The sequence below is a fragment of the Enterococcus sp. AAFC-DPL-5182 genome (assembly GCF_058216605.1).
Genome location: NZ_CM177101.1, coordinates 3,580,844 through 3,606,337 on the forward strand (window position 1 = coordinate 3,580,844; position 25,494 = coordinate 3,606,337).

Annotated in this window: 21 protein-coding genes; 1 reads left to right on the plus strand and 20 read right to left on the minus strand. The window is 34.8% G+C overall.

Annotated features, from left to right (window positions below; translation table 11 throughout):
• Window positions 1-145: 145 nt before the first annotated feature.
• From AC4BB7_RS16835 to AC4BB7_RS16850, 4 genes are read right to left on the minus strand one after another with little or no spacing between them, the layout of a single operon-like run.
• Window positions 146-532 (minus strand): hypothetical protein, encoded by a 387-nt coding sequence (locus AC4BB7_RS16835; protein WP_490483826.1) that lies wholly within the window; start codon window positions 530-532, stop codon window positions 146-148.
• 18 nt (window positions 533-550) lie between these two features.
• Window positions 551-1,870, minus strand: coding sequence for a T7SS effector LXG polymorphic toxin (locus AC4BB7_RS16840; protein WP_490483827.1), 1,320 nt, complete (start codon window positions 1,868-1,870; stop codon window positions 551-553).
• The gene (locus AC4BB7_RS16845; protein WP_490483828.1) at window positions 1,860-2,234 is read right to left on the minus strand and encodes a hypothetical protein; all 375 of its coding nucleotides are present in this window, start codon (window positions 2,232-2,234) and stop codon (window positions 1,860-1,862) included. Before AC4BB7_RS16845 ends, AC4BB7_RS16840 begins: the two co-directional genes overlap by 11 nt.
• Window positions 2,231-2,521, minus strand: coding sequence for a TIGR04197 family type VII secretion effector (locus tag AC4BB7_RS16850; protein ID WP_490483829.1), 291 nt, complete (start codon window positions 2,519-2,521; stop codon window positions 2,231-2,233). Before AC4BB7_RS16850 ends, AC4BB7_RS16845 begins: the two co-directional genes overlap by 4 nt.
• Before the next feature lie 945 nt (window positions 2,522-3,466).
• Between AC4BB7_RS16850 and AC4BB7_RS16855 the strand changes: the two genes are divergently transcribed.
• Window positions 3,467-3,739, plus strand: a complete 273-nt coding sequence (locus AC4BB7_RS16855) for a hypothetical protein (RefSeq protein WP_490483830.1) — start codon at window positions 3,467-3,469, stop codon at window positions 3,737-3,739.
• Window positions 3,740-4,596: 857 nt separating this feature from the next.
• Here the strand turns inward: AC4BB7_RS16855 and AC4BB7_RS16860 are convergent.
• From AC4BB7_RS16860 to AC4BB7_RS16935, 16 genes are all read right to left on the minus strand, one after another.
• Window positions 4,597-5,655, minus strand: a complete 1,059-nt coding sequence (locus AC4BB7_RS16860) for a WxLIP family cell surface protein (protein ID WP_490483831.1) — start codon at window positions 5,653-5,655, stop codon at window positions 4,597-4,599.
• An 82-nt stretch (window positions 5,656-5,737) separates the two neighbouring features.
• Window positions 5,738-6,322 (minus strand): WxL domain-containing protein, encoded by a 585-nt coding sequence (locus tag AC4BB7_RS16865; RefSeq protein ID WP_086314596.1) that lies wholly within the window; start codon window positions 6,320-6,322, stop codon window positions 5,738-5,740.
• Window positions 6,323-6,611: 289 nt separating this feature from the next.
• On the minus strand, window positions 6,612-9,017 hold the full coding sequence (locus tag AC4BB7_RS16870; protein WP_490483832.1) for a MucBP domain-containing protein: 2,406 nt from the start codon (window positions 9,015-9,017) through the stop codon (window positions 6,612-6,614).
• A gap of 280 nt (window positions 9,018-9,297) precedes the next feature.
• Window positions 9,298-10,806: a helix-turn-helix domain-containing protein gene (locus AC4BB7_RS16875; protein WP_490483833.1), complete on the minus strand. Its 1,509-nt coding sequence runs from the start codon at window positions 10,804-10,806 to the stop codon at window positions 9,298-9,300.
• A 185-nt stretch (window positions 10,807-10,991) separates the two neighbouring features.
• Window positions 10,992-11,789: a TIGR00282 family metallophosphoesterase gene (locus AC4BB7_RS16880; RefSeq protein ID WP_086314600.1), complete on the minus strand. Its 798-nt coding sequence runs from the start codon at window positions 11,787-11,789 to the stop codon at window positions 10,992-10,994.
• A 159-nt stretch (window positions 11,790-11,948) separates the two neighbouring features.
• Window positions 11,949-13,259 carry a nucleotide sugar dehydrogenase gene (locus tag AC4BB7_RS16885; RefSeq protein WP_490483834.1) on the minus strand — a complete coding sequence of 437 codons (1,311 nt, stop codon included), beginning with the start codon at window positions 13,257-13,259 and terminating at the stop codon, window positions 11,949-11,951.
• Window positions 13,216-14,664, minus strand: coding sequence for an oligosaccharide flippase family protein (locus AC4BB7_RS16890; protein WP_490483835.1), 1,449 nt, complete (start codon window positions 14,662-14,664; stop codon window positions 13,216-13,218). The genes AC4BB7_RS16885 and AC4BB7_RS16890 overlap by 44 nt, the downstream gene beginning before the upstream one ends.
• A gap of 98 nt (window positions 14,665-14,762) precedes the next feature.
• On the minus strand, window positions 14,763-15,254 hold the full coding sequence (locus AC4BB7_RS16895) for an acyltransferase (RefSeq protein ID WP_490483836.1): 492 nt from the start codon (window positions 15,252-15,254) through the stop codon (window positions 14,763-14,765).
• A gap of 54 nt (window positions 15,255-15,308) precedes the next feature.
• Complete coding sequence (locus tag AC4BB7_RS16900) at window positions 15,309-16,430, minus strand: glycosyltransferase (protein ID WP_490483837.1); 1,122 nt, start codon at window positions 16,428-16,430, stop codon at window positions 15,309-15,311.
• A 57-nt stretch (window positions 16,431-16,487) separates the two neighbouring features.
• Window positions 16,488-17,093 carry a sugar transferase gene (locus tag AC4BB7_RS16905; protein ID WP_490483838.1) on the minus strand — a complete coding sequence of 202 codons (606 nt, stop codon included), beginning with the start codon at window positions 17,091-17,093 and terminating at the stop codon, window positions 16,488-16,490.
• Window positions 17,090-17,881 carry a glycosyltransferase family 2 protein gene (locus AC4BB7_RS16910; RefSeq protein ID WP_490483839.1) on the minus strand — a complete coding sequence of 264 codons (792 nt, stop codon included), beginning with the start codon at window positions 17,879-17,881 and terminating at the stop codon, window positions 17,090-17,092. The genes AC4BB7_RS16905 and AC4BB7_RS16910 overlap by 4 nt, the downstream gene beginning before the upstream one ends.
• A 1-nt stretch (window position 17,882) precedes the next feature.
• A complete protein-coding gene (locus tag AC4BB7_RS16915; RefSeq protein ID WP_490483840.1) occupies window positions 17,883-18,761 on the minus strand; it encodes a hypothetical protein in 879 nt (292 codons plus the stop codon).
• The gene (locus AC4BB7_RS16920; protein WP_490483841.1) at window positions 18,748-19,992 is read right to left on the minus strand and encodes an O-antigen ligase family protein; all 1,245 of its coding nucleotides are present in this window, start codon (window positions 19,990-19,992) and stop codon (window positions 18,748-18,750) included. The genes AC4BB7_RS16915 and AC4BB7_RS16920 overlap by 14 nt, the downstream gene beginning before the upstream one ends.
• 155 nt (window positions 19,993-20,147) lie before the next feature.
• Window positions 20,148-21,458 carry a polysaccharide biosynthesis tyrosine autokinase gene (locus tag AC4BB7_RS16925; RefSeq protein WP_490483842.1) on the minus strand — a complete coding sequence of 437 codons (1,311 nt, stop codon included), beginning with the start codon at window positions 21,456-21,458 and terminating at the stop codon, window positions 20,148-20,150.
• Window positions 21,445-22,611, minus strand: a complete 1,167-nt coding sequence (locus AC4BB7_RS16930; RefSeq protein ID WP_490483843.1) for a glycosyltransferase — start codon at window positions 22,609-22,611, stop codon at window positions 21,445-21,447. The genes AC4BB7_RS16925 and AC4BB7_RS16930 overlap by 14 nt, the downstream gene beginning before the upstream one ends.
• Before the next feature lie 340 nt (window positions 22,612-22,951).
• Window positions 22,952-24,934, minus strand: coding sequence for an immunoglobulin-like domain-containing protein (locus AC4BB7_RS16935; protein ID WP_490483844.1), 1,983 nt, complete (start codon window positions 24,932-24,934; stop codon window positions 22,952-22,954).
• Window positions 24,935-25,494 lie beyond the last annotated feature (560 nt).

Consider the following 25,494-nt stretch of genomic DNA (forward strand, 5'->3'; position numbering starts at 1 on the left):
AAACAGAATCTATTTATTGTTGTTTATTTTATGGCAAATAGTTGAAATTGGAAATAGTGGATGGAAAAACAGCGTGCCCTTTTAGTTAGGTTACGCTGTTAGTGAATTCGTGCTTCCTCGGCAACTATCTAATTTATTTTTAAATCTACTTGTCTTGCCAGAAAAAAGCTACATCTTTCATTTCTGCTTCTTCAACAATGATATCTTTGCAAATGATAGTCATTGTCATGATAGATAAATCAAGAGAACATTCAGTAAATCCTTCGGTTTCCATGTATTTGTTCAACGAAATGTCTTGTGCGTAATAACCAGATTTCGGTCCTGTATCTTTAACTTTGAAATCACCTCGCCAATTCGCATCAGTTTCATAGGCAACTTTATAGCAAGAAGTAAACTCTATTTTCCAACAATACTCATCATTTTTTTCAATATAAACGTATACTTCATCACCAAAATATTTACTTTGAACATCTAAAACTAGTAAATCCCAGTAATTTATTTCATCAATTTTTTTTTGAATCTCATTCATCATAAAAATAGCTCCTATCTTTTATTTGTCATTCCATGGTAAATGACCATCTGGACTGGTTCTATCAACTATACTCCCTAATCTATCTAACGGATTTCCCAAATCATCATAAACATGCATATGTTGATAATCTGTTATTGTATCAGGTGGATCAATACGTACTCGCATTTGCCCACCTGCATCTTTTACATGAACACGTCCATTGTTCTCAAAAATTTTCCACCCCTCTGGAATACTATTTCTTAATTGCTCTAATGACATTTGGTTAATTTCAGCAGGCGCTAAATTATCTAATTTAGGAACTGCTTCTGGAACAGGATTTGGTTTCTTTTTTCCATAACCCTCAATTTCTGGTGCCATTTTCGCAAGTACAGTTGCTTGATAAGCGGGTGTTAATGCTGTGGCTATCTGTAATAGTCTTGCTTGTTGAATTTCCCAATCTATTAACTTTCTACCAGTTAACGGATCAATGCCTGTTGTCACCATCCTGTTATAATATTCCAATAGCTCGTTATTCATCTTTGGCGGTTCAGTCCGCATCATTTTATTAACTACACCAGAAAGTCCTGGAACTGGTTTTCCAGTTTTTTTAGATATCCATGCATTAGCATTTGTTGACCAATAATAATGTTCAAATAATTCTTTTTTATTTTTAGGAATCACATCTTCGTCAAGTTTCCCCTGAATTTTTTTCAGTTTCTCTTGTCTCATTCTCTCCCGTTTTTGCCACCGATTATGAATCGGTTTCGCCCAACTCATATTTAAACGAGTCATATCAAACGTTCCTGTTGCTGGATTCCATGCTTTACAGTTTGCTACTTGATTCAAACCTGTACTAAATTCTGCTTCACTGGCTTCGTAATCAGAAAAGATACTCGCTGAATGGGTATTATATTCATGGAACTTTCTTAATTTCTCTCGGCGTTTCTCAATAGTCTCACAGGCATTCACGTAACGCCGTTCTAAATCAGGGCGTGTTGTTTTTACCATACTCATTTGTTGCTCAATATCTCGCTTTACTTCTTCGAAACGAGCGATTTGTTCCAAGATTTCATCTTCGATCGTATTGATTCCACAAACCATGCTTTGATAGTCACTAAGCAGGCGTTTGTTCGCACTTTCTAGCGCTTCTCCTGTCATTATAGCAGATTGACACAACGGTGTATAAGCCACCATGAAATAGCTTTTCGCTGAATCATACGCTTTACTAGATAAAGGCGCTGATAAAAATGACTGAATACTTCTTTGTAGTGAAGCAATGGCTTGGCTTGCTTGATTATTCATTCGAGATGCTTGATTGGCTTGCGCTTGAACTTCACTCACATAAAAATTAAGGCCCACTCAACTCGCCCTCCTTTTGCTTCCAAAAAGAAGTTTGTTCTGCATTTATTGATTCTTCTTGATCTAACAACGAGCGATATTCTTTTTGTAATTCAACTTGTTGTTCTTCAAGCTCTCGTTGCGCCTTTTTAGCTAGATAAAGGCTTTCATCTCCTCGTTCTTGGTAAAAAGTACGTTCTTCTGCTTCACAACTATTTAAAATAAATTCATAGGCTTGTTGCTCTTTTTGTTGGAGGTAGAAAAAAGCTTCTTGTTGCTCTTCTACTTGGCGTTGTTCTTTCTTGCTGTTTAGCTGATCCTCTTGCAATTGTTCTATGCGCAAGCGAAATTGATATTTTTTTTGATCATACTCTCTATCACTCATCGAAAACCTCCAAAATTATTCAAGTTGGTTAGTTGAGCAATATTCTGATCGACTTTTTCAAATTCTTTTGCAACGGAATGAATGTTATTCCCCGCAGAAACGACGCTTGAAGATAAAAGCTTTAACCCTTGCTCATATTTATTCATTGCTTGTTTCGCTTTGGCATTGCCCAAAACATTCGTACCCGATGAAACAGTTGAAGCGCTGACACTATTTAATGCGCTAGCGGATTGACTGAAAGAAGCTGAAATGACTCCTGCAATACTTGTATTACTTGAAATTGCCATACATATACACCCTTTTATTTCTATCATTATCTTTTTATTATAGCGAACATAAATGAAGAAATATATAACTTTTTAGTTTTTAAACAAAACTTTTAAGCATATTTGAATTTCTTTTAGGATATATTTACAAACAAATGATAAAAAAATCGTATTACTAAGCAGGTTAAAATGGAGGTATTTAAAAATTAATTTTGTTATTTTTCCTTATATATAAGGGAGAGGATTTTGAGTGTTATTTAATCTAGGAATGTAAGAATTTTTATTGCGAACAGTTGTTTCTTTGGGTATACTAATAGCCATAGGATAGAAATAATTAACAAGGAATAGAGCAATGATTTACTTAGCCAGAACTGAGTGGATTTGTGGCTATTACCTCTAAAGATAAAACTAAATAATTGGCACTTCCTGATCTGGCTACCAACCAAACTAGAGAAGTTTTGATTAAACAGTACGACCTGCTTAAGCAAATCGCCAATAGTGTACATCAAATTCTTATTTTTACATACTTTTGTCTACCAGAAGACCACAACTCTTCTCCTTCCAAGTACAAACGAGTAAAAATAGCTGTTCTTTGATGTGCCTATTGTCAACGATTGCAGGGAGTCTGTGATCGTTTTTTTGTTGCTATCCTATAAAATTTGAGAAAAAGAATAAAAAAATAGGCACTTCATCCACTGGTACCACCCAGTAAATGAAGCCCCGAATAGATATTACGACCTATCTATCCAAGTTGCCTGATTACTAGTACCGTAGCACTAGCTTCTTTATTGTACCTAATTTTTGTAAGAATTTCTAGACAGTTCGGAAAATTTTTTCAAGATGGGAGAAGAAGCGTGCTGTAGTCTGTTAGTCATCCCAACGATGGAGGCGGCAACCTCTATCGTTTTTCTTTTTCTCAATTGTTGTTTGTTGCTTAAATTCATTAGAACAAAGGAGAATTCACTTATGAAAAATCCCGCACTTTGTGTCAAAGCTGTTCCTTATCAAGAGATTATTGATCTTAGGGAGACACTTGAACAATTACAATCATGGCAAGAACCATTAGCGATTTTGGAGAAGTATTTTACGAATCCGAATACGCCGATCAATAAAAAACAAGTCGTTAAGCAATATTATGCGTGTTCAAAGATTTTCCAAACATTTAATACAGAGTTTGAAAAACTCAACTTAATTGCTAAAAAACAACTATCGAAAATACAAGAAGCAAGTACCGAATGACCACTTGCATAATAAAAGAGAAGCTAAATGTATTTGTCTTGCTTTTATTCATAACTATGAGAGTCTGAGTCTGGAATAATAGTCAGAAAAAATCTGATTATTATTCCAGTCACTTTCTTACTTTGAAGGTAAAAAAATGTTAAAAATAAATACTTATAATTACTATATTTCCCAAATTTATCAAAATAAGAGAAAGTACAAGTAAGTTGTTTTTTTAGATACAAATTATTTATCTTGATAAAATAAGAGAAATAAAAATAGGAATTAGTATTAAACAAGTTAAAATAAGTAACAGAATATCGTAGATTTTTAAATTCTCATTTGGACTATTTTCAATATTTTTTAGATAGTAAATAGACACGATGACCAATAGTGGAATGAAAGTTTCTAGAAAGGAATTATCTTTAATAAATAAAATTATTTTGTTTGAATTTATTTTCTTCAACAGTATTCCCTCCCTTTACATTATTACTGACCAATAGAGGAACATCCCAGAAAAATCTACTATAGCTACTGTTAATCCCACACATAAAATACCTCTGCTCCATTAAGTCTATTTCTTGCACCTATTATTATGAAACTGAATAAAAAGCAACACATTTTACATGCTAATTAACATTGTAAGTATGTGCTGCATTCTAATTAATTTGTATTTCACATTTATTATGGGTGGTGACTACCTCTTGTGAGATCAAAGAATCGAAGTAATCTATACACCTGATTCTTAAGTTGAAACAGAAACATTGAGTTTAGAACCATTTATTTTTGCGCGAAGACTAATGGTAGCTGTAGATGCACCTACTTGATTCTCAGAGCTAAACACTTTGTCTCAGTCTCCACTCCTCCGATTCTATTTCCTACTTCTCTTTCTTCAACTCTGCCAATTGTTCTTCTAACGCGTTGATTTTTTGTTGTCTTCTTCTATATAAAACAAAAAGCAGAATCAACACGAACAGAACGAACAATAAGATGATATAAAGCAAATAGTTGTTTTTATCTTGATGAATATAGGCTTGGTCATTTAGTTTTTTTGCTTCGGTTGCTTTGATTTCAAATTCTTCTTCAAAATCCCATGTTTTTCCTTTTGATTCTGCATGAACTGCTAATACATATTTTCCAGGTTTAAATTCTGTTTCTTGTAAGCTTACTGGATAGTTAAACACAGAATTTGGCGCCATTTGTAGGTCACTTTTTTCTGTTTCATAGAGAACTTTATCTGTGTTTTTCTTGCTGATTTTTACATTTACGTTCAGTTTGTTTAAATAAGCGGCTTTAGGATTCGTCAATTGTGCAAACACGGTATTTCTATTGTTGATTTGTCCTAGATTTACTTTGGATAATTGTAAGTCAGGTGTGACTTCCTTCTCACCATGTAAAACAAGGGCGATCACATAGCCAAATTGATTTTTGATTGCAACATCAGCGGTCGATTCTGCTGATTTTTCTTCCATACTGTCACTTGTGAAAATAATTCCACCAGATAAGATGCCTGAAAAATCTTTTTTTGGCATTGCAATCGCATAGTCAACCTCTTTTGATTCATGAGGCGCTAACGTGATTGCAGGTGTATTTGCTTTGACCAGCTTACTTAGATCATAAGGTAAATCGATTGATTGATTTTGGTCACTATTGATATACTCAACCACTCCGTTGGAATTAGTCGTGGCTGTTTTAACTTTTGTATTGATCGTTCGTTCTTGATCGGACTTATTTGTTACCTTGACCTTTACTGTGTGGGTTTCTTCTGGAGTAAGTCGTAAATCAAAATAGGTTTTCGTTTTATCTACTTGCTTGATCGAAGGAATCGCTTTTACTTCATAGTCTGCATCTTGAGCCCAAACATTCAGTGTTCCTACCAGACATCCGAATACAAACCCGATCAGCGGCAATGCAACTTTAAGTGTTCGTTTTAACATGTAAATTCCTCCATTTTTTATTTCTATGTATGTTTTGGAGCGGGATAAACTTTTTTTAACCCGCTCCATTTTCTAAATTCGATTAACTATTTGTTGGTTGATCTAACAATGTCCATGTTAAGGTTGTTTCATATTGTTTTGCTACTTTGACTGTTTCACCTGGAACGGCTAAAACGGCAGCATCTTTACCAAAACTTTCGATCGTTACCCCATTACCAAAGCCTGCTTCTGCATCTAAAATCGTTGCGCTTGAACCGTCTGTATTTAGCACAACATCTGTTTTAGCAGTGGCAGAACCTGTTGATTTGTCTGAGATCGTTGGTGTTTTCAATGTGATTTGAGCGTTTGTCAATTCTTTTTTATCTGCTTTAAATTGGCCGTTTTGAGCAACTTGTACTGTCCAACCTGCTTCTGTTCCGCGGATATCTTGAACAGTTGTTGCTGTATCTGTTTTGCTTTTGTAAACTTCATCTTTTGCCGAAATTGGATTTGATCCAAAGTCAAAATCAGCCACATTTAATAGTGTCAAAGCGCCTTCGGTTGGTGCAGTGAAGCCAATGTCACTTTTTGATTCTTGGTCTACCATTTCTTCTGCATTTACGACCATGCTTGTACTAAAAATCATTGATATTGCGGCAATTCCTACTAAAATTTTGTTTGTTTTCATTTAAATTCTCTCCTCATTCTTTAAAATTCTATATGATATCATCCCTGTTATAAACAACAGAATGGATATTCCACTTATTAGAAACACATTATTCGTTGGATCTTCACCCGTCTGGGGCAACAGACTCGTTTTGTCTGGTTCTTTTTCGTTCACTTCATAAAATCCAACTGTAGTTTTTGAATTTTCTTTTGCATAACTTATGTCCATTATGCTGAAATAGATCAAATAACCACTGATTACGAATAGTTTGAGCCATTTTCTTTTCTTATTTTTCACAGTTTGGCACCTTTCAATCATTTGCAACAACATCGTAAAGTTCCCAACTGATTTCTCCAGAATATTGATCAGCTAATGCGTCCCCTGATTTCACAGATACTTTCAAACCATCATTTGAGGTTTCCCAGTCATGACTTATGTTGTAATCCTCATGAGTCGTTGTGACTGCTGATTCAATGATCGCAGATGTGTTTGTATGGATTGGCACTGTTTTCCCGTCTTTTACATAAAATAAAGCATCGCTCAGTGTATGCTGTGTTTTATTTCCAGTCAGTGGTTTGGTTAAAGTCGCTCTTAACTGCCAATTGGAGCCTAAGGTCCGTGTATCTTTTACGATGATGTCTTGATCCTTAGATTCAATCTTATACTCTTCATCTTTACTAGATAATGCATGGGTTCCAAAACTAATTTTCGTTGGTACAGTAGAAAAACTTAAGTGTCCTTGATAGTTATACACCACTGTTTGTCCTTCGCTCGAGAAAGTCCCTGTCGCATTTGGTGGTGCGGCTGTCAGCGTATAGCCTGGAATTTCTTTTGCTTCAGTCTGATAGGGTTGGCTGATTTTGCCATTCAATATTTCGGATGGCGCAATCTCTTGTCCGTCTTCATTTAAATAGGTTACAACAACTGGTTCGCCTTGAACAAAGTCAGCTTCAAGTTGCGCTTCATTACTAAGTTTAACTTCGTCATTTACAGTCGTTATGGCTGTATTTGGAATCAGAAGTTGGTTGACACTAGGATCAGATATATCTTCTTGAGTTGGATTTAAAGTGCCGTTCAGCTCAATCGTATAGGTCTTTCCATAAAAGGCTTCATCCGCTAAACTTTCTGGTTTTGCTTCAATCTGTAGTTCATTTTCTGCATTTTTACTAAACGAAAAATAATCAATAGCGTTATTTCCTGTTTCATCATTGATCGTAATGTCCTCTGATGAAACGTCTAGTAAATTTGATAAAGCATCTGTGATTTTGACTGATTGAATCGGAAATCGAGATGAATAAGCCGGAATTTTTTGAGCAATCGTGTATAAGTGTCGCTTGTCATTCCCTGTATAAGTGAAATGGTCCCCAGTTTTCACTGGTGCTTCAAGCTCTTCACCACCTGCAATGTCTCCCAATCCTGGGAAATCATCATAATCAAACATCGCTGTACTTTCTTCCGTATCAATCGACATATTCGTATGGATATCGTAGCCTGAAATCACGCTTCCTAACACTCGTCCCTGTGTATCATCAAGGGTCACAGAAGTTCGCGGTGCTAAGACTGTTCCTATAAATAATGAAGCGTTGCTTCTAAATTGAATTTCTTTTTCTTCATCATTAAAATTGTGAACAAGATGAGTTGCCGTTTTATACGTTTTTTCTTTTAACTCTTCAGAAATTGTATGGCTATCTGATTTTATCAATGGCATTGCTTTGTCCGCATATTTTCTTTCAAAAAAGACACCTTTATTTCCTTCAAAACTGTATTCTTCATCACCGGGCAAACTAGGATAGGCTGTCGCATGAAAGAAGGTACTGCCACTGAAATTAAAAGATGGAAAATGTTTATAGTTAATAAATAAATACGGCGGCAACATCGTATCTGGATCGTAATTTGTATAATTGATCGAAATATCCTGTGCCGTTTTGAAATGATCGATTTGTCCATCCACATCGACAATCACCACTGCCTGTTCCGTCGCCCCTTTTTTCAAGGCGATATTGATCTGAATAGATGACTGTCCGCCCCAGTCATTCGGGTTCACTACTTTTTGCTCGGTGTTTATTTCAGCTGTTTGAACTGCCGAATTATAAACCGTTGACTGTTCTGTATCGGTCAGTGCTGCGTAATAATCGCTGACACTCTGAATATTTCCTGTCACTTGGGAAAAGTTCGAAATGCCGTTATCCGTGAATGATGGAAATGAGTCAAGTGAGTCCTTATATATTCGTTTCGAAAAATTTTCCCGCAAAGCAGGATAATATTGTAATGCATCATTCATTTCCTTTTCCGTTGGTAAACTTCCTATATAATAATGTAAATCTTGACCATCAACATACTTAAAACTTGTTGCGTTAGCATACCAACGAATGATATCACTCCCCGTGACCGTTTCAGAAACAACTCCCGGATCGATTTGTTCCAAGTCCCACTGACGTAGTGAATGTTGGTAATTTTGAAAGCCACCGTCTGACAAACCAGAGGAGCCATTAGACGTTATATTTTTTGCTAGAAATTGTCCTACAAGCTGTTTGTCTTGCAATTGATCGGTATTAAAATAAAGTGTACCGCCAGCCGTCAAATTCGTTTTTGTTGAAACACCTAGTGGATAGCTATCAGGTGGTACAGTCGTTTCAGCGAAAACCTTATCCATCGAACTTACATTATATAAAAGACAGAAAAACAAAATGAGTAAACGAAACATGTTTTTTTTCATCGATTTCTCCTATCTGCTTATTTCATTAAGCAATACCTGCTAAGCAACTTCTTGACTACTATGAAATAATACAATTTTTTTCAGAAAAAATTTATATATTTCTGAAACAATCTGTTTCAAAATTAAAAAAACAACGGTTTTTTATTCAAAAACCCTTTAACAGCATGCAAAAAAGAGCTGAAACAAAACATTCAACTGTTCTGTTCCAACTCTAAAAATAAGATAAAATAGTGAGAATTCAGCGATAAATAATATACATTCCACTTTTAACAAGTATTGTCTACGACACAGAAAAAATCGTTTTGTAAAAAATATCATTGATTGCGTCGATCATTTTCCCCCATTGTTCAGGATTCAACTGCTCATCAAAATAAAAATATTCTGTCTTAGGATTTACAATCTCATATGAATCCGAAATAACTAGATCAGCTGTCAATACGTCGTTCGTAAAAATAATTCGTTCCCGATTATAAATATCTAGAATAATTTTTTTGATACCATCTGCCAAGATCAAGTTATTGTTAAAGATAACACAAATTGACATACTCCCCGCTTTTTTATTTAAATAAATACCTGAGTAGATTGTTAGTGTAAGAATCGACATGACACCTTTCAACGATTTCTTGTTTATTTTAGAATAAAATTCCTGCTGCTCGATCACTTTCTCAATCTTACTGAAAATTTCCACGCTCGTTTCATCGTAATCGATGATGGAATGAAACGACAATCCATTTTTATAGTAGCCGGAAATATCAATATTGATATGTTTGATATAGATCAATAAAATAAGCAGATAAAAATAAAAATTAACATATCCTTCTTCGCTGTATTCTAAGTTGAATTCTTTTTGAATCTCTGCCATTAATTTTGTCGTGTATTCTGCAATCTCTAGTGATGACTGTTGATAGTTTTCAACAATTTTCTTTTTGGTTTCCATTGAATCCAAATTGTAAATCAAACCTCTAGTCGCATATAGCAATAACGCTCGTTCTTTATGGTAATCCTCCATTGATAATCGTTGCTTCAGCACTGGCAACAATTCCGAATCTTTCGTATCAAAATAGACAATATCAGATAAAAAGCTTTCTGATATCTCTATAGGATTTTTTTGCCTGACAGCCCTTTTTAATGTAATCAATTGAATAAAACGCAATTTCGCTCGTTGAGATTCTGATAATGATGCTGTATGATCAAAATATTCCTCAAATTCTTTGATTTCCCACCATGAAGCTGAGTAATTCTTATTATCATACTCCGTTGATTTAAAAATTGACCAGTATGAATAAAAAGCAAAAAGACGAATCCCGACTTCATTACCTGTCAATGGACTAGCTTCTTTATCAAATGAAATTTTCCCGCCAAAAGGAACTAACATTTGTTTTAGCTCCCGTATTTGTTTGTAGAGCGCTGAACTACTCATATGAAAATCAAGAGCCATTGCCTCAATTGAACTATAATGATTTTTTAACATCCCATCTAAAATGAAAAAAACACCACTTTTTTTGACAAAAAACAAATGAATATAGTCCACCAGATAGCCAATACTGTACGGTTCAGATGTTTCGATTTGATATGTTCCAGTCTGAGCATTTTGGACTAAATGAACTTGTCCATCAAAGGTCTCTTCTACCTCCTGCGCTAAATCATTGATATATCTACTCAAGGTACTTTTCGTAAGAGTATGCTTTTGCATCAACTCATTAAAGCTCAACCCATTTTTCGAGAAAACAATCGATTTGAATAGATCAAACTTCATCCGTTCTTTTTTCCCCATAAATGAATTTCGCATAGATGCCTCCTGTCTTAGTCTTTGTACTCTGATTATTTTCTTCATTATAAAGCAAATTGCTACACTCTGGTTCATAAATGCTCACAGATTTGCCAACTCAAATAAAAAGAGCCTGAAGCAACTCCTTTTATTGAGTGGAGTTTGTACTTCGGTCTCTTTTTTTGTATTTCAATCAATTAAGCTACTTATTCTTCAAATGGACGATCTTCGCTGATCTGGATGGGTTCAATTTTTTTCGCTCTTCCTGTCTGATCATCGATATCAATCACACAAGCTGATAAGACACTCCGGCCTTCTTCAACAACTTCAAAACGTTTTGGCAACGCCGTTCTGAACTTTTCAATAATCGGTCCGCGCTTCATCCCTAATATGCCGTCATAGGGTCCGGTCATCCCCACATCACTTAGAAAAGCCGTGCCTTCTGGTAAAATTCTAGCATCATTCGTTTGGACATGCGTATGCGTGCCTACAACTGCACTGACTTGTCCATCTAAAAACCAGCCCATTGCTTGCTTCTCACTAGTTGTTTCTCCATGAAAATCAACAAAAATCAATGGCGTCCGCTTGCGCGCTTCAGCTACCAATTCCTCTGCTTTACGAAATGGATCATCGATATCTGCCATAAAAACACGCGCCTGCATATTGATGACAGCTAATTCTAGCTGATTGACTTTGACAAAAACCATGCCTTGGCCTGGTGTGCCTTCTGGAAAGTTAGCTGGCCGAAGCATTTTTTTAGCGTCATCGATAAATTCGAAGATTTCTTTATTGTCCCACGTGTGATTACCTAATGTGACAACATCTACGCCGTCTTGTAAAAACTTCTTATAAATCTTACCCGTGATGCCTCGACCTGCTGCCGCATTTTCCCCATTCAGTATCGTTACTTGGGGACGATATTTTTTCTTCAGCTTGGGTAAATAAGTGGTGATCGTATCTCGGCCTAGTGAACCTACCACATCTCCTATAAATAATATACGCAAAAAACTTCCTCTTCTCTTTTGATTTCTATTGTTATTATAGAGGTTTTTGGGATGGAAGGAAAGGGCTGGTCCTTTATTGCGTTATACTAGCTTTTCCCTGCGTTCATTTCCTTATTATTTTCTAAAAATTTTTATGGTATTTCTACTATTATTCATGACTTACGATCCACCCATTTTCACTACATTATTAGATTCTTCATTTTTAAAAATATTCTTTGTATCCAAAATCAAGGTTACTTTATTGATTACGGCCTTTTTGTCAAAGCAATCATGAGAGACCAGGGCAACGACCAAATCATAGGTTCCAAATACATCATAATCCAACGGAATCGTTTCTTGAATCGCCCCTTTTTTATCACGAAATTCTTTTACTAAAGGATCACAAAAATCGACAACGGCCTCTAGCTTAGTTAAATTTTCGTAGATTTCCAAACTAGGCGACTCTCTCAAATCATCTATATTTTCTTTATAAGCCATTCCCAATAATAAAATCTTTGATCCTTTCACTGATTTTTTCTGTTTATTTAACAGCTCCATAATTTTTACCATAAGATAATCTGACATTTTATGATTGATTTCATGAGCAATTTCAATAAATTTGCTAAAAAAATTATTTTCTTTGGCTTTCCACGACAGATACATCGGATCTAAAGGAATACAATGTCCCCCCACACCAGGTCCGGGTAAAAACCTCATAAAGCCAAACGGTTTCGTACTTGACGCATCAATTGCCTCCCAAACATCGATTCCGAAACTTTCGCAAAGCTGCAGCATTTCATTTACAAAGGCAATATTGATTGTTCTAAACGTATTTTCAAGCAACTTACTCATCTCAGCAACTTCGGTTGAAGAAACTGGAACCACCTGTTCAACTATCGTTTCATATAAAGCTGATGTCACTTCTAAAGAATCCTGATTGATGCCGCCAACAACTTTTGGCGTATTTTCAACATTAAATGTTTGGTTGCCAGGATCAACTCGTTCTGGTGAATACGCAACCAGAAAGTCTTTGTCCAACTTGCCTGTTTTCAATAACACATCATAAATAAGTTCTCTAGATGAACCAGGATACGTTGTACTTTCTAAAATGATAAGCATCTCATCTGACCACTCTTGAATAATTGTCTGAACAGCGCTTTCGATCGCTGATACATTCGGTTCATAATGCTCATTTAGAGGTGTAGGTACACAAATAAGGAGAACATCCATACCTGATAAAGACTCTTTTGACATACTTACTTTTAGTTGCTTATTAAGAATTAGCGGTTTTAATTGTTCTGCTTGAATATCGATAACATCTGATTCACCTTTTTTTAACACAGCTATTTTCTGAGCATCTTGATCGTAGCCTTGAACAATAAAGCCTGTTTTCGCAAAGGCTACTGCTAACGGCAAACCAACATAGCCTAGTCCAATAATACCAATCTTAGCAGTACGGTTCTCTATTTTTTTTAATAGGTTGTTTTTCATTTTTTTCATCCTTTTTAAATAAAACTTTTATACTTGAATCTCCAATCAGCAATAAAGTTCCCACATATATCACCAAACCTAATGAAACTTTTATACTAAAGGCCTTCAAAGTTGTATATTCTGTAAGCTGTGTTCCTAACAGATAAATAAAAGTACCCATAAACAAACTAATGCTGCCATACTTCAAAAACATTTTACATAAATAACGAATAGAATAGACCCTCCTTGTTACATACAATTCGCTAAGTAATGTACAAACATTTCCTATTAATAAAGCCACTGCTGGTGCCCGAAAACCTAATCCCATAGATAAGAAAAGATAACAGGTACTCACACTCATAATCGCCCCTAATACAACTGAAGCTGCGTATTCTTTTTGCCTATTTGCTATAACCAAATACTGAACGCCTAAAATATCCACTAAACATTTCACTAAGAAACAAGGAGCAAAGATGATCAACACCTGATAAGTAGCTGAAAAACTTTCCCCTAAAAAGAGTTCAATAAATTCTTTACCGCACAAGAAAACACCTACAATAAACGGTAGGGTTATGAGTAATACTAACTGTATAGAAAGATCAATGTATCTTTTTACGTGATTATGCTCTTTTTTTATGAAATGAAGAGCAATCCTAGGAATCAAGATGGAAGAAAATGCGGTCATAAAACCTACGATCATCACATATAATTTATAGGCTTGATTATAGTATCCCATCTCAATTTCACTAACAAAAAAAGCTAACAAAATTTTATTTACAGATGTATAGATCAGCCCCATCGAAGGCACAATAAATAGCGTAAGAATAAAAGGAAAATGGCTTTTCCAATTGTTGGTCGTTAAACGAAATTTACCTACATCATTCAACAATTCTTTAATAATAACAACTTGGCCAATAAGTAATGAACACCCATTCAATAAAATATATAACCATAAATCACCGCTACCTTTGATAAATAAAAAGATCGCCAATAAATTTAATAATTTAATAAAAATATTGCGATACATCACTCGTGATATTTGTTCTTTCCCAATAAAATACCAAGCGCAATCAATTCCTGTACTAAATAGAGTAATACTATAAAATAAAAATAAAGAAGTATATCTTTGGTAGACAAAAATAAAGAGAAAATAAACCAACATAACAATCAGTGTGTTGAAAAGTTGAATACTATACACTTCCAGAAATACATCGTTTGCGTTTTCGCTTTGAGCGATTTGTTTTTTTCCATAAGTATCAACGCTTAGGATGACAACAACTAAAAAAATTTGTACGATCGATCCGACAAAAGCGTCCCTACCAATCATCTCAGGTCCTAATTTTCTGGCAATATAGGGCATGGATACCAACGGAGCGATAACCGTTAACAATTGAAACAGCATCACTGAAAAATAATTTTTTCTCATTTGTTACTCTCCGTTATTTTCATTTTCAACACCATTTAGCTCTGCTCAACAAGTCTTTTTATAAGGCTTGTCCTAACTCCTATAGGCGGTTACGCAGTCTAAACATCATAATAGGCGGTAGTAGAATATTTTTTGGTGTTTGGTTTAATTGTTAATGTTGATTCATTTACAACGACTGAGTTATCAGGAATATCTGTATTAACAATACAATTGGCGCCAATCACTACATTGTTCCCGATTTTGACACCTTTAAGAATTACTACATTTGTCGCAATCCAGCAGTTGTTGCCAATAACGATTGGTTTCATCACATATCCTTGCTCGGCAAAATTTTTATTACTTAATGCATATTTATGGTCATGATCGTAGAGATGAACATTTTCACCAAACATGACATTGTTCCCAATTTCAATGGAGATACAGCAATTGACCGAGCAACCTGTATTAAAAAAGACGCTCTCTCCTATCACTACTTTTCCACCATTAATGGTAATCAACGAAAAGCATTTACGATAATAAAAGTGTTTGCCAACTGTAATTGATTCACCAAATAAGCAGCGAAGCTTCATGTAAATCCTGATATAAATCATTTTTAATACTTTTAACAGCCACTTTAGTTGATTGATTGCACTTCCTCCTTCTTTTTATTCACAAATCGTTAGCCATTGCTGAACAATACACTCGATTTTAAATTTTTCTAATCGTTCTAATGATCGCTTTTGATATTCTAGTCTTTTTTCTATATCTTCTATCAGTCCCAGCATTTGTTCTACTAGTTCAGGAACATTACCATTTTCTACCAAAATACCGTATTTGCCATTATCAAGTACTTCGTTTGCACCCGTTTGGTCAAACGCAAGGATAGGCAACCCAAAACTCATCGCCTCAGCCAATACTAATGGCATCCCTTCCCAACGAGAAGTCATTAAGTACATCGAACTATTTAGATAATGCCGTTTCAGCTCATCATCATTTTTCTGTCCTTCCATGATTAATTTTTCGGCGAGTTGGTATTTTTTTTGAAGCTGATAAAATTTTTTTACTTCTCCCTTTGCCCCTGTCCCTGCTATCTTAATTCGCCAACCTTCTGGCAAAGCACGAGCAGCTTGAACTAAATAATCAATGCCTTTATGCTGAAAATCTAGACGACCAACAAAGCTAATCGTTTTATTTTTTAAATGAGAAACCCCCTTTTCATTCTCCAACGTTAGAGGATTATATATACAGATAACATGATCCATGTAGAATGAAAAGGTTTGTTTATCAGATTGAGTTAAGACAACTAGCCTATCTAAAGCAGACAAACTTTCTATAAAATAGGTACGGATTCCAAGATAATACTGCTCTAGATAGACAGAAGCATTATTATGGACCCAGCCAATCAGCTTAACATGAGGGAATTTTTCTCTAATAATTCTGGCATAGGAAATGGAACGTGAAGTCAAAATCACAACCTCAGTTTGTTCTTTTTCTATATACTCAAGCAATTCAGCTACTTCTTCTTTTCCTACGAAGATCGGATCCGTTTCTTTTTTAAAGAATAAAAACTTTGTTTTTGCTGTTGATTTTCTGACTAATGTAATGAATCGCTTTTTTTTACGGGCAAAATACATGGACGCTCGTGTCTGATAATAACTGTAATTACTCAATGTAGAGTAGATCGTTATATCATGTGTGTGCTGTAGGTAATCACTTAAAACGCAAGCAACTCTTGATACTCCTCCCATATCCAAACTTTCCAAAACAAGTACTATTTTTTTTCTCAAAAAATTTCACCTTCTTACAAATAAGATCACTACTCATCTCTACACACGTTTGGCTGATTACATAGCCCCTTCAAATCTAATTACTTTTGCTATCGTCTGAAAAAAGATTTTTATGTCCAATAAAAAAGAGTAATGTTCAATATAATAGATATCCAATTCAATTTTTCTGCCATTTGTGATATCACTACGACCACTGACCTGTGCTAATCCGCTTAGTCCAGGTTTCATTAATAAACGCTTTTTCTGATAATCATTATAATAGTCAGCAATTTCTGGAATTTCCGGGCGTGGTCCGATAAAACTCATATTACCGATCAATATATTGAACAGTTGAGGCAATTCATCTAAGCTTGTTTTTCTAATAATATTCCCAACTCTAGTGACATACACATCTTTTTCACAAGATTTCTTAAAAATAAAATCATCTGGAACGCCAGTATCATTGAACTCATATTTTTTAACTGGCGTATTCTTTTTCATCGATCTAAATTTGTAAATGATAAATGGCTGATTGTTTAAACCTACTCTTTTTTGTAGAAATAAAATGGGACCATGATCTTCAATCCTAATCAATAAACTAATGATGATCATGATAGGCATCCCCATGACTAAAAAAATAATACTTAGTACTATATCCATCAGTCTTTTTATTCCCATCTTCATTGGAACATCTCCACTTCCAAGAGTTCTTTACTTTCTGGCATTCGCTTTAAAACAGCATTTTTCAAGTAAAAAGTAAAATAATAAGCAGTGCCTAATACAGATAAATTCTGTGTTTTTCTATACATGTTCCACGTTCTCACAACCATCTTTACTTTGTTTCTTGAAAAGGAATTTGGCGTTAAGCGATACTTCGCTAATACTTGGGGAATTCCAATAGCTACATATCCCTTTCGCATAATATTTAACCAGGTAGCCGTATCTTCACCACCCAAAATTTCAGGCATGTAAAAGTCCCCTACTTTTTTCCTGTCTACAATAACCGTTAAGCACCCCATGATCGTATTTTTAAGTAGTTGATGATACGTTAACTTTTCTGGTACTTTGACGATATTTTTTATTTTACTATCTTGTTCATCAATCACCGCATAGCCACTATATGAAAGGGCGATCTTTTTTTGTTTCATTTGATTAATTTGGACAGTTAACTTGTTTGGTAACCATAAATCATCGGCATCTAAAAATGCGGCGTATCTTCCTGAACTTTTTTTCAGTCCAATATTTCGCGCTTTAGCTGGACCGCCATTTTTAGTTAGCTTAATATAGTTGATTTTTTTCTCAGAAATATATTGTTCAAGGAAATCACAATCGGCCTTCGTCGAAGCATCATCAATAACCCAAATATCTATATCATGATATTGTTGTTGTAAAATGCTATCAATCGAAATTTTTAAATTTTGATCCGGATTGTAGCAAGGGACAATTACACTTACACGATCGTTATTGTACATATCATTGACCTCCATTCAAAATTTGGTTAAATTCCTGAATTGCTTTTTCTGTCCGTGAAAGTTGGCCTTTTTCATTTATATGATAAATAGAATTATAAATCTCCTCTTTTTCAACATAATAATCACTTGGTGCACCGATCACTTGATAATTTTCCCGTAAGTATTTTTCCAATTTCTTCAAATAAGGTTCACTGGAATAATTCTCACATTTCAAAGTAGATGGAAATGTGAGCCAAAAATCTATGTTTTTTTCTTTACAGTAATCTCTAAAGTCCTCCAATTTTTGAAGGGCTTCAGTCTTTACAAACTCTTTTGGAAAGGATAACGGTTTGTTTTTCTCAGCTGGAAAATCCGTTCCAATCACATTCAGATAGCAACCACTTGGATCAAGATCGAATTTTTTTTGAACATACGTTATATTTAATTTCAGATTCCCGAAAAAGTAGAGAATCAATCGATTTAAGCTGAAATATCTCAGCTTTCTTCTAGCAAACATTCGGTAATACTCAAAAGCAAAAATATGGTACGCTGGGTTACTATACAAAGAATACGCAACACAGGCGACAATTGTATCACCAGCTTTGGCATGTTCTTTTGTAAAATCAATCAGATGACCCAGACCTAATCCAACATTGGTTCCAAAGTTGACAACAGGCATATTTAATTGTTCTGCCAAGTAATCTGTACGAAAGCTGTATAACACATCACTGCCTCCCATAATGATTAGTTTGGGTTGCTGAATTTTTTTACTGAAACTACTTTTAACGGTTTCCAAAACCCTTATCCGTTCAATTCCTTTTGACTTATATAAAAAGAAATAAATCACCAAACTAAACAAAACAATACACACAACTCCTACTACATATCTAACGATGTCCATTGCTATCCATCCATTCAATATTAGGTATGGCCAATATGATGCCTAATCCGATCCACAAGAAACGTTGCTCTATAATTGTACTTAGCGCCACTCCACCAAATAAAAACACTAGTAACATCAACAAAGGAATACAATAAAAAAACAGTTTTCCTCTCAACACAAATTGGCCAGCCTGAAACAGTGCAACTAAAAGTAATAGAAAAAAAGATAGTGAAAAAATGCCCATTTCTCCTATAAGTTCCAAAAAAAAGTTGTGCGGTGCAGCGATGACCACGGGGAATGTCTCATATCCTTTTCGTATTTCAGCAATTTCTACTGGAACTGAACCTAAACCAGCACCTAAAAAATGATTTTCACGCGCAATTTCTACCGAAATACGATATAAATCTAAACGATCCTCAGAAGACCTTCCTTTTGTCGTAAAGCTTAAAAAAATTTTTCTAGTCAATTTCTCGAAAAACCGATCTCCTATCAGGAAACCTGTGACGACTCCTAACAAAAGCATAAAGGTATATCTATAAAAGTAGTAACCAAAAATGGCGATACTAACTAGTACAATTGAAATTATTCCTAAACGAGAATAAGAAGAAATAATCAAGTAAATACTGCTTAACCATAAAAAGATTGCCGCTAGTTTGCTCCAATTACGATTTAATATAGTGTACAAATAATTAAAAACAAATGGTAAAAATAGCGCTAAATAAATAGCGTAGTCATTTGTATTAAATAAAAAACCTGTTGGTTGAAACTGACTAGTCATTGTTTCATAAACTAAAGCTCCTGAAAACTTAAGGTGAATCCCAAAAAAAACTTCAAAAAAACCAAGGCCGATAGACAGAACATAAATCCCCGTTATAATTTGACAAACTTGTTGAAAGATCCTTTTAGATTTTAAAAAATAAGAAGTCAAAAAAACCAAACTACTAGCCTCAAGAGTGTAATAAAAATGCCTCAATGCAAACACTAGATGTTTGGACCAAAATAATGTGCACACGCAACCAATCAACCAAACCATCAACAATGACAACACAATTTTATCAGACTGCCTCCCCTTATATTCCTTCAAAAAATAAGAAGGACACAGACAAAGAAAAACAACTAATAAAATTCTAAATAAAAAGATACTCTCCCGTCCTGGTATACCTAAGTAAGATCCTAAAAAAGCAGAACCTAACGTAATTAGCCAAATCAATTCTATTTTATTTAAAGTTGTTTTCTGAAAGACTAACACCCCACCTCCAACAAGTAATACGAAGAGGATTCCATAGAGATGCAGAAAAGATAGCCCTACAGCAATAAAGAGGAACAAAAGGAAAACCATACTATTTTTTCGTCTCACAATGATTCATCTTTCCGTTATTTAAAATAACTATTCTTTTTCTCATTCTAGTTTTCGTTTAAAAGTACACCTAAAGCGTCCTTCTCAACTTTTCCTAGCAATTTGACTGCCTTCGTTAACTCTTTTTTTCTCGTTTGCTTGCTTTTTACCACCATAATAACTCTATCACCTTGACGTCCTAAGACCCTAGCAACATTACTAGTAGATACGGTTGGAGTATCAACGATTACCACGTCAAAATTTTCTTTCAGTAGAGCAAACATTTTTCTCGTTCGATTCATTCGATAAGGCCTATTCTGATATTTTGATGCGCTTCCAATCGATAGAAAAGATAAGTTTTCCACTGTAGTCGAATGAATATATCCAAACAAATCTTTAACCTTTTTCTTTGATTTTAAGTAGTCCGTTACACCTTCTTTTTTCAAGCATGTCAGTTGTTCAGATAATTCAGGATTATTTATATTGAAGTCTATTAATAATGTGTTATAACCAGCTTCACTGAATTTTTTAGCGAGATAAAACGAAACAACACTTTTTCCGTCTCTTTCATTCGGTGATGTAATAATATAGACTTGCGGGTTCCCTGAAAATACAGAACAATTCTGTAAAATGATCGGCACTATTCCCTTTTTTTCATCCAAAATCTTCACATTTTTATGAACTTGCTTTTTCCGATGTAGCGGCCCTAATAAACGTTCTTCTTTTCTTGTACTGATTTTATTAGCCAATTTGGTCGGAGGAACCTCTCCTAAAAAGGTCACCCCCATCTCTTGTATACTCAGCTTATCGAAGATAATAGGATCCGATAATAATAAGTAACAAACAAATGATAATGCGGCTAATTCCCCAATACAAAGAGCTAATATGTAGTGAAATAGCTTCGAAGCTTTCACAGCTGGCGCTGCTTTTTGCAACACTAAAATTTCATTGCCTTCAAATAGCTTTGGAAATCTTTGCGCTATCACTTCAGTGTAAGTATCCGCCACACGAACAACTTCTGTTTGATCCTCACCCGTTAGAGCAATCGTCACAAGCAATGAACCTTCCGTAGTTTGAACAGCTAGTTTTTCATGAATCGGTCTGTTTAATCTCTGTTCTACTTCATCTTCAATTTCTTTGCTTTGAATTACCGATGAGAATGTAGGAATTAACTGAATACTTGCTTTTAACATTTCTAGATTCGGACTAGCTTGTTGATCGAATTTCACAAGTATCTGAGAATTCGTCGAAAATTTAGCCGGTATAAAAAACTGATTAAGCAAATAAACCAGCATCAAAACCAAAACTGGAAACAAAAGTAATAGATAAACGTATTTCTTTAAAAATTCTAAGTAATGAGTGACTCTAACATTTCCCATCAAGGTACTTCCTTTGGTCATAAATAGACAATAATTTTTTTTCCTCACTAGACCAATTAAACTGTTTTTCAAACGCTTTTCTACCCGAATTCCCATGCCTTTTCAGTAATTCTGGATTGTTCAACAACCGAACAATTTCGACTGCCGTTTGATTATGATCTAAAGGATCTATTGTAATACCACAATTTGACTCATGTACTAATTCTTCCCAATCAGGAAAGTTTGATGCCACAATCGGCAATCGAGCAGCCATATATTCAAATAACTTGGTTGCTAACGAATTTTGATAGTTTGGAATTGGGTGCAATAGACATAAACCAATATCTGCTTGATAGTAATGGGGCCAAATCTCGTCATAAGGAATTCTTCCATACCAATGGACCAAATGACTTAGCTGATAGTTGTTGATCAGTTGATCGACTTTACGTTTTAATTTTTCTTCAATCGGCCCAATCAATTTCAAACAACACATACAGCCAAACTTATTTACCACTCGATGAATAACTTCAATCATCCCGAAAATATTTCGATCTTCTGTGATATCCCCTACATAAATCAGCGTAGGCATCATAGTTGTTTTTTCTGAGGAATCATCTTCTACATGTAAAGGATAATTTAAAATATCGATCGTATTTACTGCTAACCCTTGATAGTCTTCTTTATAAGAGGTCTCAGCAAAAATAATTTGATCACAACTATTTAAAAAAATTTTTTCTGTAGATTTGATAAAAATCGATAACGGGAGCCGTAGTAATTTTGGTATCCATGATTTTGTGCGTATCTGTTTCGGAAAATTTTCGTGCATGTCATAGATAGTAATCACATCAGGCTTCTTTTTTTTAATGAGCCAAGAAACAAGCAATAATTCTGGATCATGAAAATGATAATATTTAGCATCACTTTCCAAGGCTTTTTTATATAAAAAAAACCACTGGTGGAATCTAAATTTACTTTTATTTCTCGGCAGTAAACAGATAGTGAGATTGTGATCTTCTATTTGTTCATACCCTTCGGTTTGTCCTACAGCAAAAAAGGAAACGTCCCACCCATTATTTGATAAACTTTTAGCTTCTTTAAAAAAAATTCGTGTATCCTGCCAAAAATGAACTGAACTAAACATAAAAATTTTATGCTGATTTAACTGCTTGTCCATGACACTCTCCTTTTTATACGAAAAGCCCTTATTTTTTTACTAATTACACAAAGTTGGGACATAACTCCACGAGTCATATCCCAGCCTCAAGAAATCCGAATAAACGGCTGGAGCAAAAGCAATGTCTTCGCAAATAAGCTGGGATTGTTGTAACACACAATGAATAGAATAAAGGAATGTTGCACAATACCTACCTTGGCCTTAGAGTCAACCGCTTCTGTCCCAACCTCGTTTTGGTGCTGTAACTAGTAATTTGCTAAACTCATCATCCGTATCAACAGTTGTAAAGAGTTTTTTTTACCGAATAACGTTGCTCAATATCCACTGTGGATATCTGACTTTAAAACAAGTTATTCAAAAGAAGTCTAGTCGGCGATTCGTGCGTATTCCCCGAAAAGTTCACTTGTACTCGGCTTCTCTCAATCCCTCTTGAATCATGTGCGACCACATATGCTTTTTGGCCAGCTAAATGTAAAACGTCATTGGCATAAATAATATAATCTGTTCCTGGAGCTCTGGCACTTCTGACAATTTTACCGTCTACTTCTAAACTTACCTTAGCAACATGTTCATTCACAGTTCCTTTTACGTAAACATCTTTTGATAAGTCAAATTCTTGAGCAGTCACTTCATAAAGTTTTGCTGCTACTGTACTTTTTGATTTTGGACCTTCAGTACCCGTTTTTCCAAAAGCAGAAATTGCAAATGTTTTTCCTTCAGCGGTTAACGCCAAATCTCCAGTATAAATTTTAAATGTCCCATCTTCTTGTACTGCAGTGATACGTTTCAATTTACCATTTACATAAACGCCTACTGTTTTCGCTGATCCACCTACTTTACCAGTGGCAAAAACATGATGTGTATAATACGTATCGATTGTAGGCGCTGGAATTGTTTCAACCACTTTAATTATGATCGTCTTAGAAACAGTAATTCCATCATAAACAACGGTATAGGTCACTGGATAATCACCCGTGGTTGTTGCATCAACTTCTCCGGATACTTTGATTTGATCGGTTAAATTAATTTTTCCGTCATAGTTAGTTGCAGTTACGCCTGCTAGAGGATCAAATGAACTATCGATTTCAATCGTTTTGTCTGCTACACCGGTTAGAATTGGTGCATTTTCTTTTAAATTAACTTTTGTTCTAGCTTTTTCTACATGAGCTGAATCGCATACAACGATATAAACTTGTTGTTTGACTGATGTTACATGATCTCTAGCATAGATAATATAATCCGCGGTTTTAGGCGAGTAGTTACGAACGATTTTACCGTCCACTTCTAATCTAATATTATAATCAACAGAGCTAGTTGTCCCTTTGATATAACTATCTGTGGTGATATTATATTCATTCGCAGATACTTCAACTTTTTCAGGTTGCACGACTGTTACTGGAGTCTTAGCTCCAACGGTGCCATCCTCTCCAATCAATGCCACTTCGGTGATTTGGCCTGGTGTTCCCACACCTAAATCAGCTACATAAATTTCAAACCTACGATCAGCTGTAACCGCTGCGGTGCGTTTTAATTCACCATTTACATAGATTCCTACTTGTGTTGCACTTCCTGGCACTGTACCTGTGACAGTCACTTTATCAATTGAAAATGGATCTACTTGAGGAGCCACTAGTGTTTCTTTGACCGTTACTTTGACTGTGATTGTTTGACTCGTTGTATTACTACCTTGAACAACTGAGTAAGTTAATTTATACTCACCCGCATTCGCGACATCAACCGTTCCAGTCACGACAATCATCGCTGTCAAATCTAGTTTTCCTGTAGCATCTGTAGCTGTAACGCCAGCTAATGGATCGAATATCGTTCCTAATTCAATACTCTTATCCTCTAGTCCATGTAAAATCGGCGCACTATCAACTAAATTGACCCTGATTCTATTTTGTTCATTGTCCTTGCTATCATAGGCAACTATAAATACTGATTGATCTTTAGACTTGACCTTATCTTTTGCATAGATACCAAATTGATTATCCACAGGAATAAACGTACGGACAAGAACACCGTCCACTTCTAATTTAACTCGAGCCGTCGCTGGACTGACCGTCCCTTTGACTACTTCATCTGTAGAAATGTTATAGTTTTCAACCGTCATCTCATAACTATTCGACAATAAAGGAGAGGTTTCATCCATCACATCTTGGGGTGATTGTAATTGCTCAACTTCGTTTACCGATTGATCTTCTTGAATATTGTCAACAGTGTGAGCTAAAGCTGGACTCCCAGAAGCTAATACACCACTAAAAAGAACTGCCGCCATACCTCCTTTCAATAACTTTTTAAGATTTTGTGTCTGTTCTCTCATCATTACTACTCCTTTTTATTTCTGATTTTATTCCGCTACCTTCCATTAGGTATGATTGAAATGATTCATTCCAAATAACTACCCTCCTTTATAAAAATAAATATTGTCAATTTTCGGAAAATTCATTTCACGAAGAGATTACCACCATTTGTGATTTATATCAAACTATATATCGTTTTTTATTTCCATATAGACAATGATAATATAACGAAATCGTTTTTTAATAAAAAATAAATATATATACAGTATAAATAACTGATATAACAACCATGAACACAGTTAAATCAATTTGTTTTTCTATTTCCCTCAACTAAAAAAAATTATTTTTCTATAATTAATAGGAAAAATAGCCATTAAGGATTACATTCGTCCCCCTATTTTTTCTACGTCTATTTGATTCGAAAATCGATAGCCCTTTTTCCGAAAAACAATCTTTCTTACTTAAATAATTATTAAATAAATAATCATAATAAATAGAAAAATTATAAAACATATCCTTTTTATGAAATAAACAGCATATTTTCCACTCACAAAAAAAATACACATCGTTATTTTAATAA

What these genes read in the sequence shown, in the direction of transcription:
- AC4BB7_RS16835 (WP_490483826.1), bottom strand. Translation starts at nt 532, where the DNA reads ATGATGAATGAGATTCAAAAAAAAATTGATGAAATAAATTACTGGGAT.
- AC4BB7_RS16845 (WP_490483828.1), bottom strand. Translation starts at nt 2,234, where the DNA reads ATGAGTGATAGAGAGTATGATCAAAAAAAATATCAATTTCGCTTGCGC.
- AC4BB7_RS16850 (WP_490483829.1), bottom strand. Translation starts at nt 2,521, where the DNA reads ATGGCAATTTCAAGTAATACAAGTATTGCAGGAGTCATTTCAGCTTCT.
- AC4BB7_RS16855 (WP_490483830.1), top strand. Translation starts at nt 3,467, where the DNA reads ATGAAAAATCCCGCACTTTGTGTCAAAGCTGTTCCTTATCAAGAGATT.
- AC4BB7_RS16860 (WP_490483831.1), bottom strand. Translation starts at nt 5,655, where the DNA reads ATGTTAAAACGAACACTTAAAGTTGCATTGCCGCTGATCGGGTTTGTA.
- AC4BB7_RS16865 (WP_086314596.1), bottom strand. Translation starts at nt 6,322, where the DNA reads ATGAAAACAAACAAAATTTTAGTAGGAATTGCCGCAATATCAATGATT.
- AC4BB7_RS16870 (WP_490483832.1), bottom strand. Translation starts at nt 9,017, where the DNA reads ATGAAAAAAAACATGTTTCGTTTACTCATTTTGTTTTTCTGTCTTTTA.
- AC4BB7_RS16875 (WP_490483833.1), bottom strand. Translation starts at nt 10,806, where the DNA reads ATGCGAAATTCATTTATGGGGAAAAAAGAACGGATGAAGTTTGATCTA.
- AC4BB7_RS16885 (WP_490483834.1), bottom strand. Translation starts at nt 13,259, where the DNA reads ATGAAAAACAACCTATTAAAAAAAATAGAGAACCGTACTGCTAAGATT.
- AC4BB7_RS16890 (WP_490483835.1), bottom strand. Translation starts at nt 14,664, where the DNA reads ATGAGAAAAAATTATTTTTCAGTGATGCTGTTTCAATTGTTAACGGTT.
- AC4BB7_RS16895 (WP_490483836.1), bottom strand. Translation starts at nt 15,254, where the DNA reads ATGATTTATATCAGGATTTACATGAAGCTTCGCTGCTTATTTGGTGAA.
- AC4BB7_RS16905 (WP_490483838.1), bottom strand. Translation starts at nt 17,093, where the DNA reads ATGAAGATGGGAATAAAAAGACTGATGGATATAGTACTAAGTATTATT.
- AC4BB7_RS16910 (WP_490483839.1), bottom strand. Translation starts at nt 17,881, where the DNA reads ATGTACAATAACGATCGTGTAAGTGTAATTGTCCCTTGCTACAATCCG.
- AC4BB7_RS16915 (WP_490483840.1), bottom strand. Translation starts at nt 18,761, where the DNA reads ATGGACATCGTTAGATATGTAGTAGGAGTTGTGTGTATTGTTTTGTTT.
- AC4BB7_RS16925 (WP_490483842.1), bottom strand. Translation starts at nt 21,458, where the DNA reads ATGGGAAATGTTAGAGTCACTCATTACTTAGAATTTTTAAAGAAATAC.
- AC4BB7_RS16930 (WP_490483843.1), bottom strand. Translation starts at nt 22,611, where the DNA reads ATGGACAAGCAGTTAAATCAGCATAAAATTTTTATGTTTAGTTCAGTT.
- AC4BB7_RS16935 (WP_490483844.1), bottom strand. Translation starts at nt 24,934, where the DNA reads ATGAGAGAACAGACACAAAATCTTAAAAAGTTATTGAAAGGAGGTATG.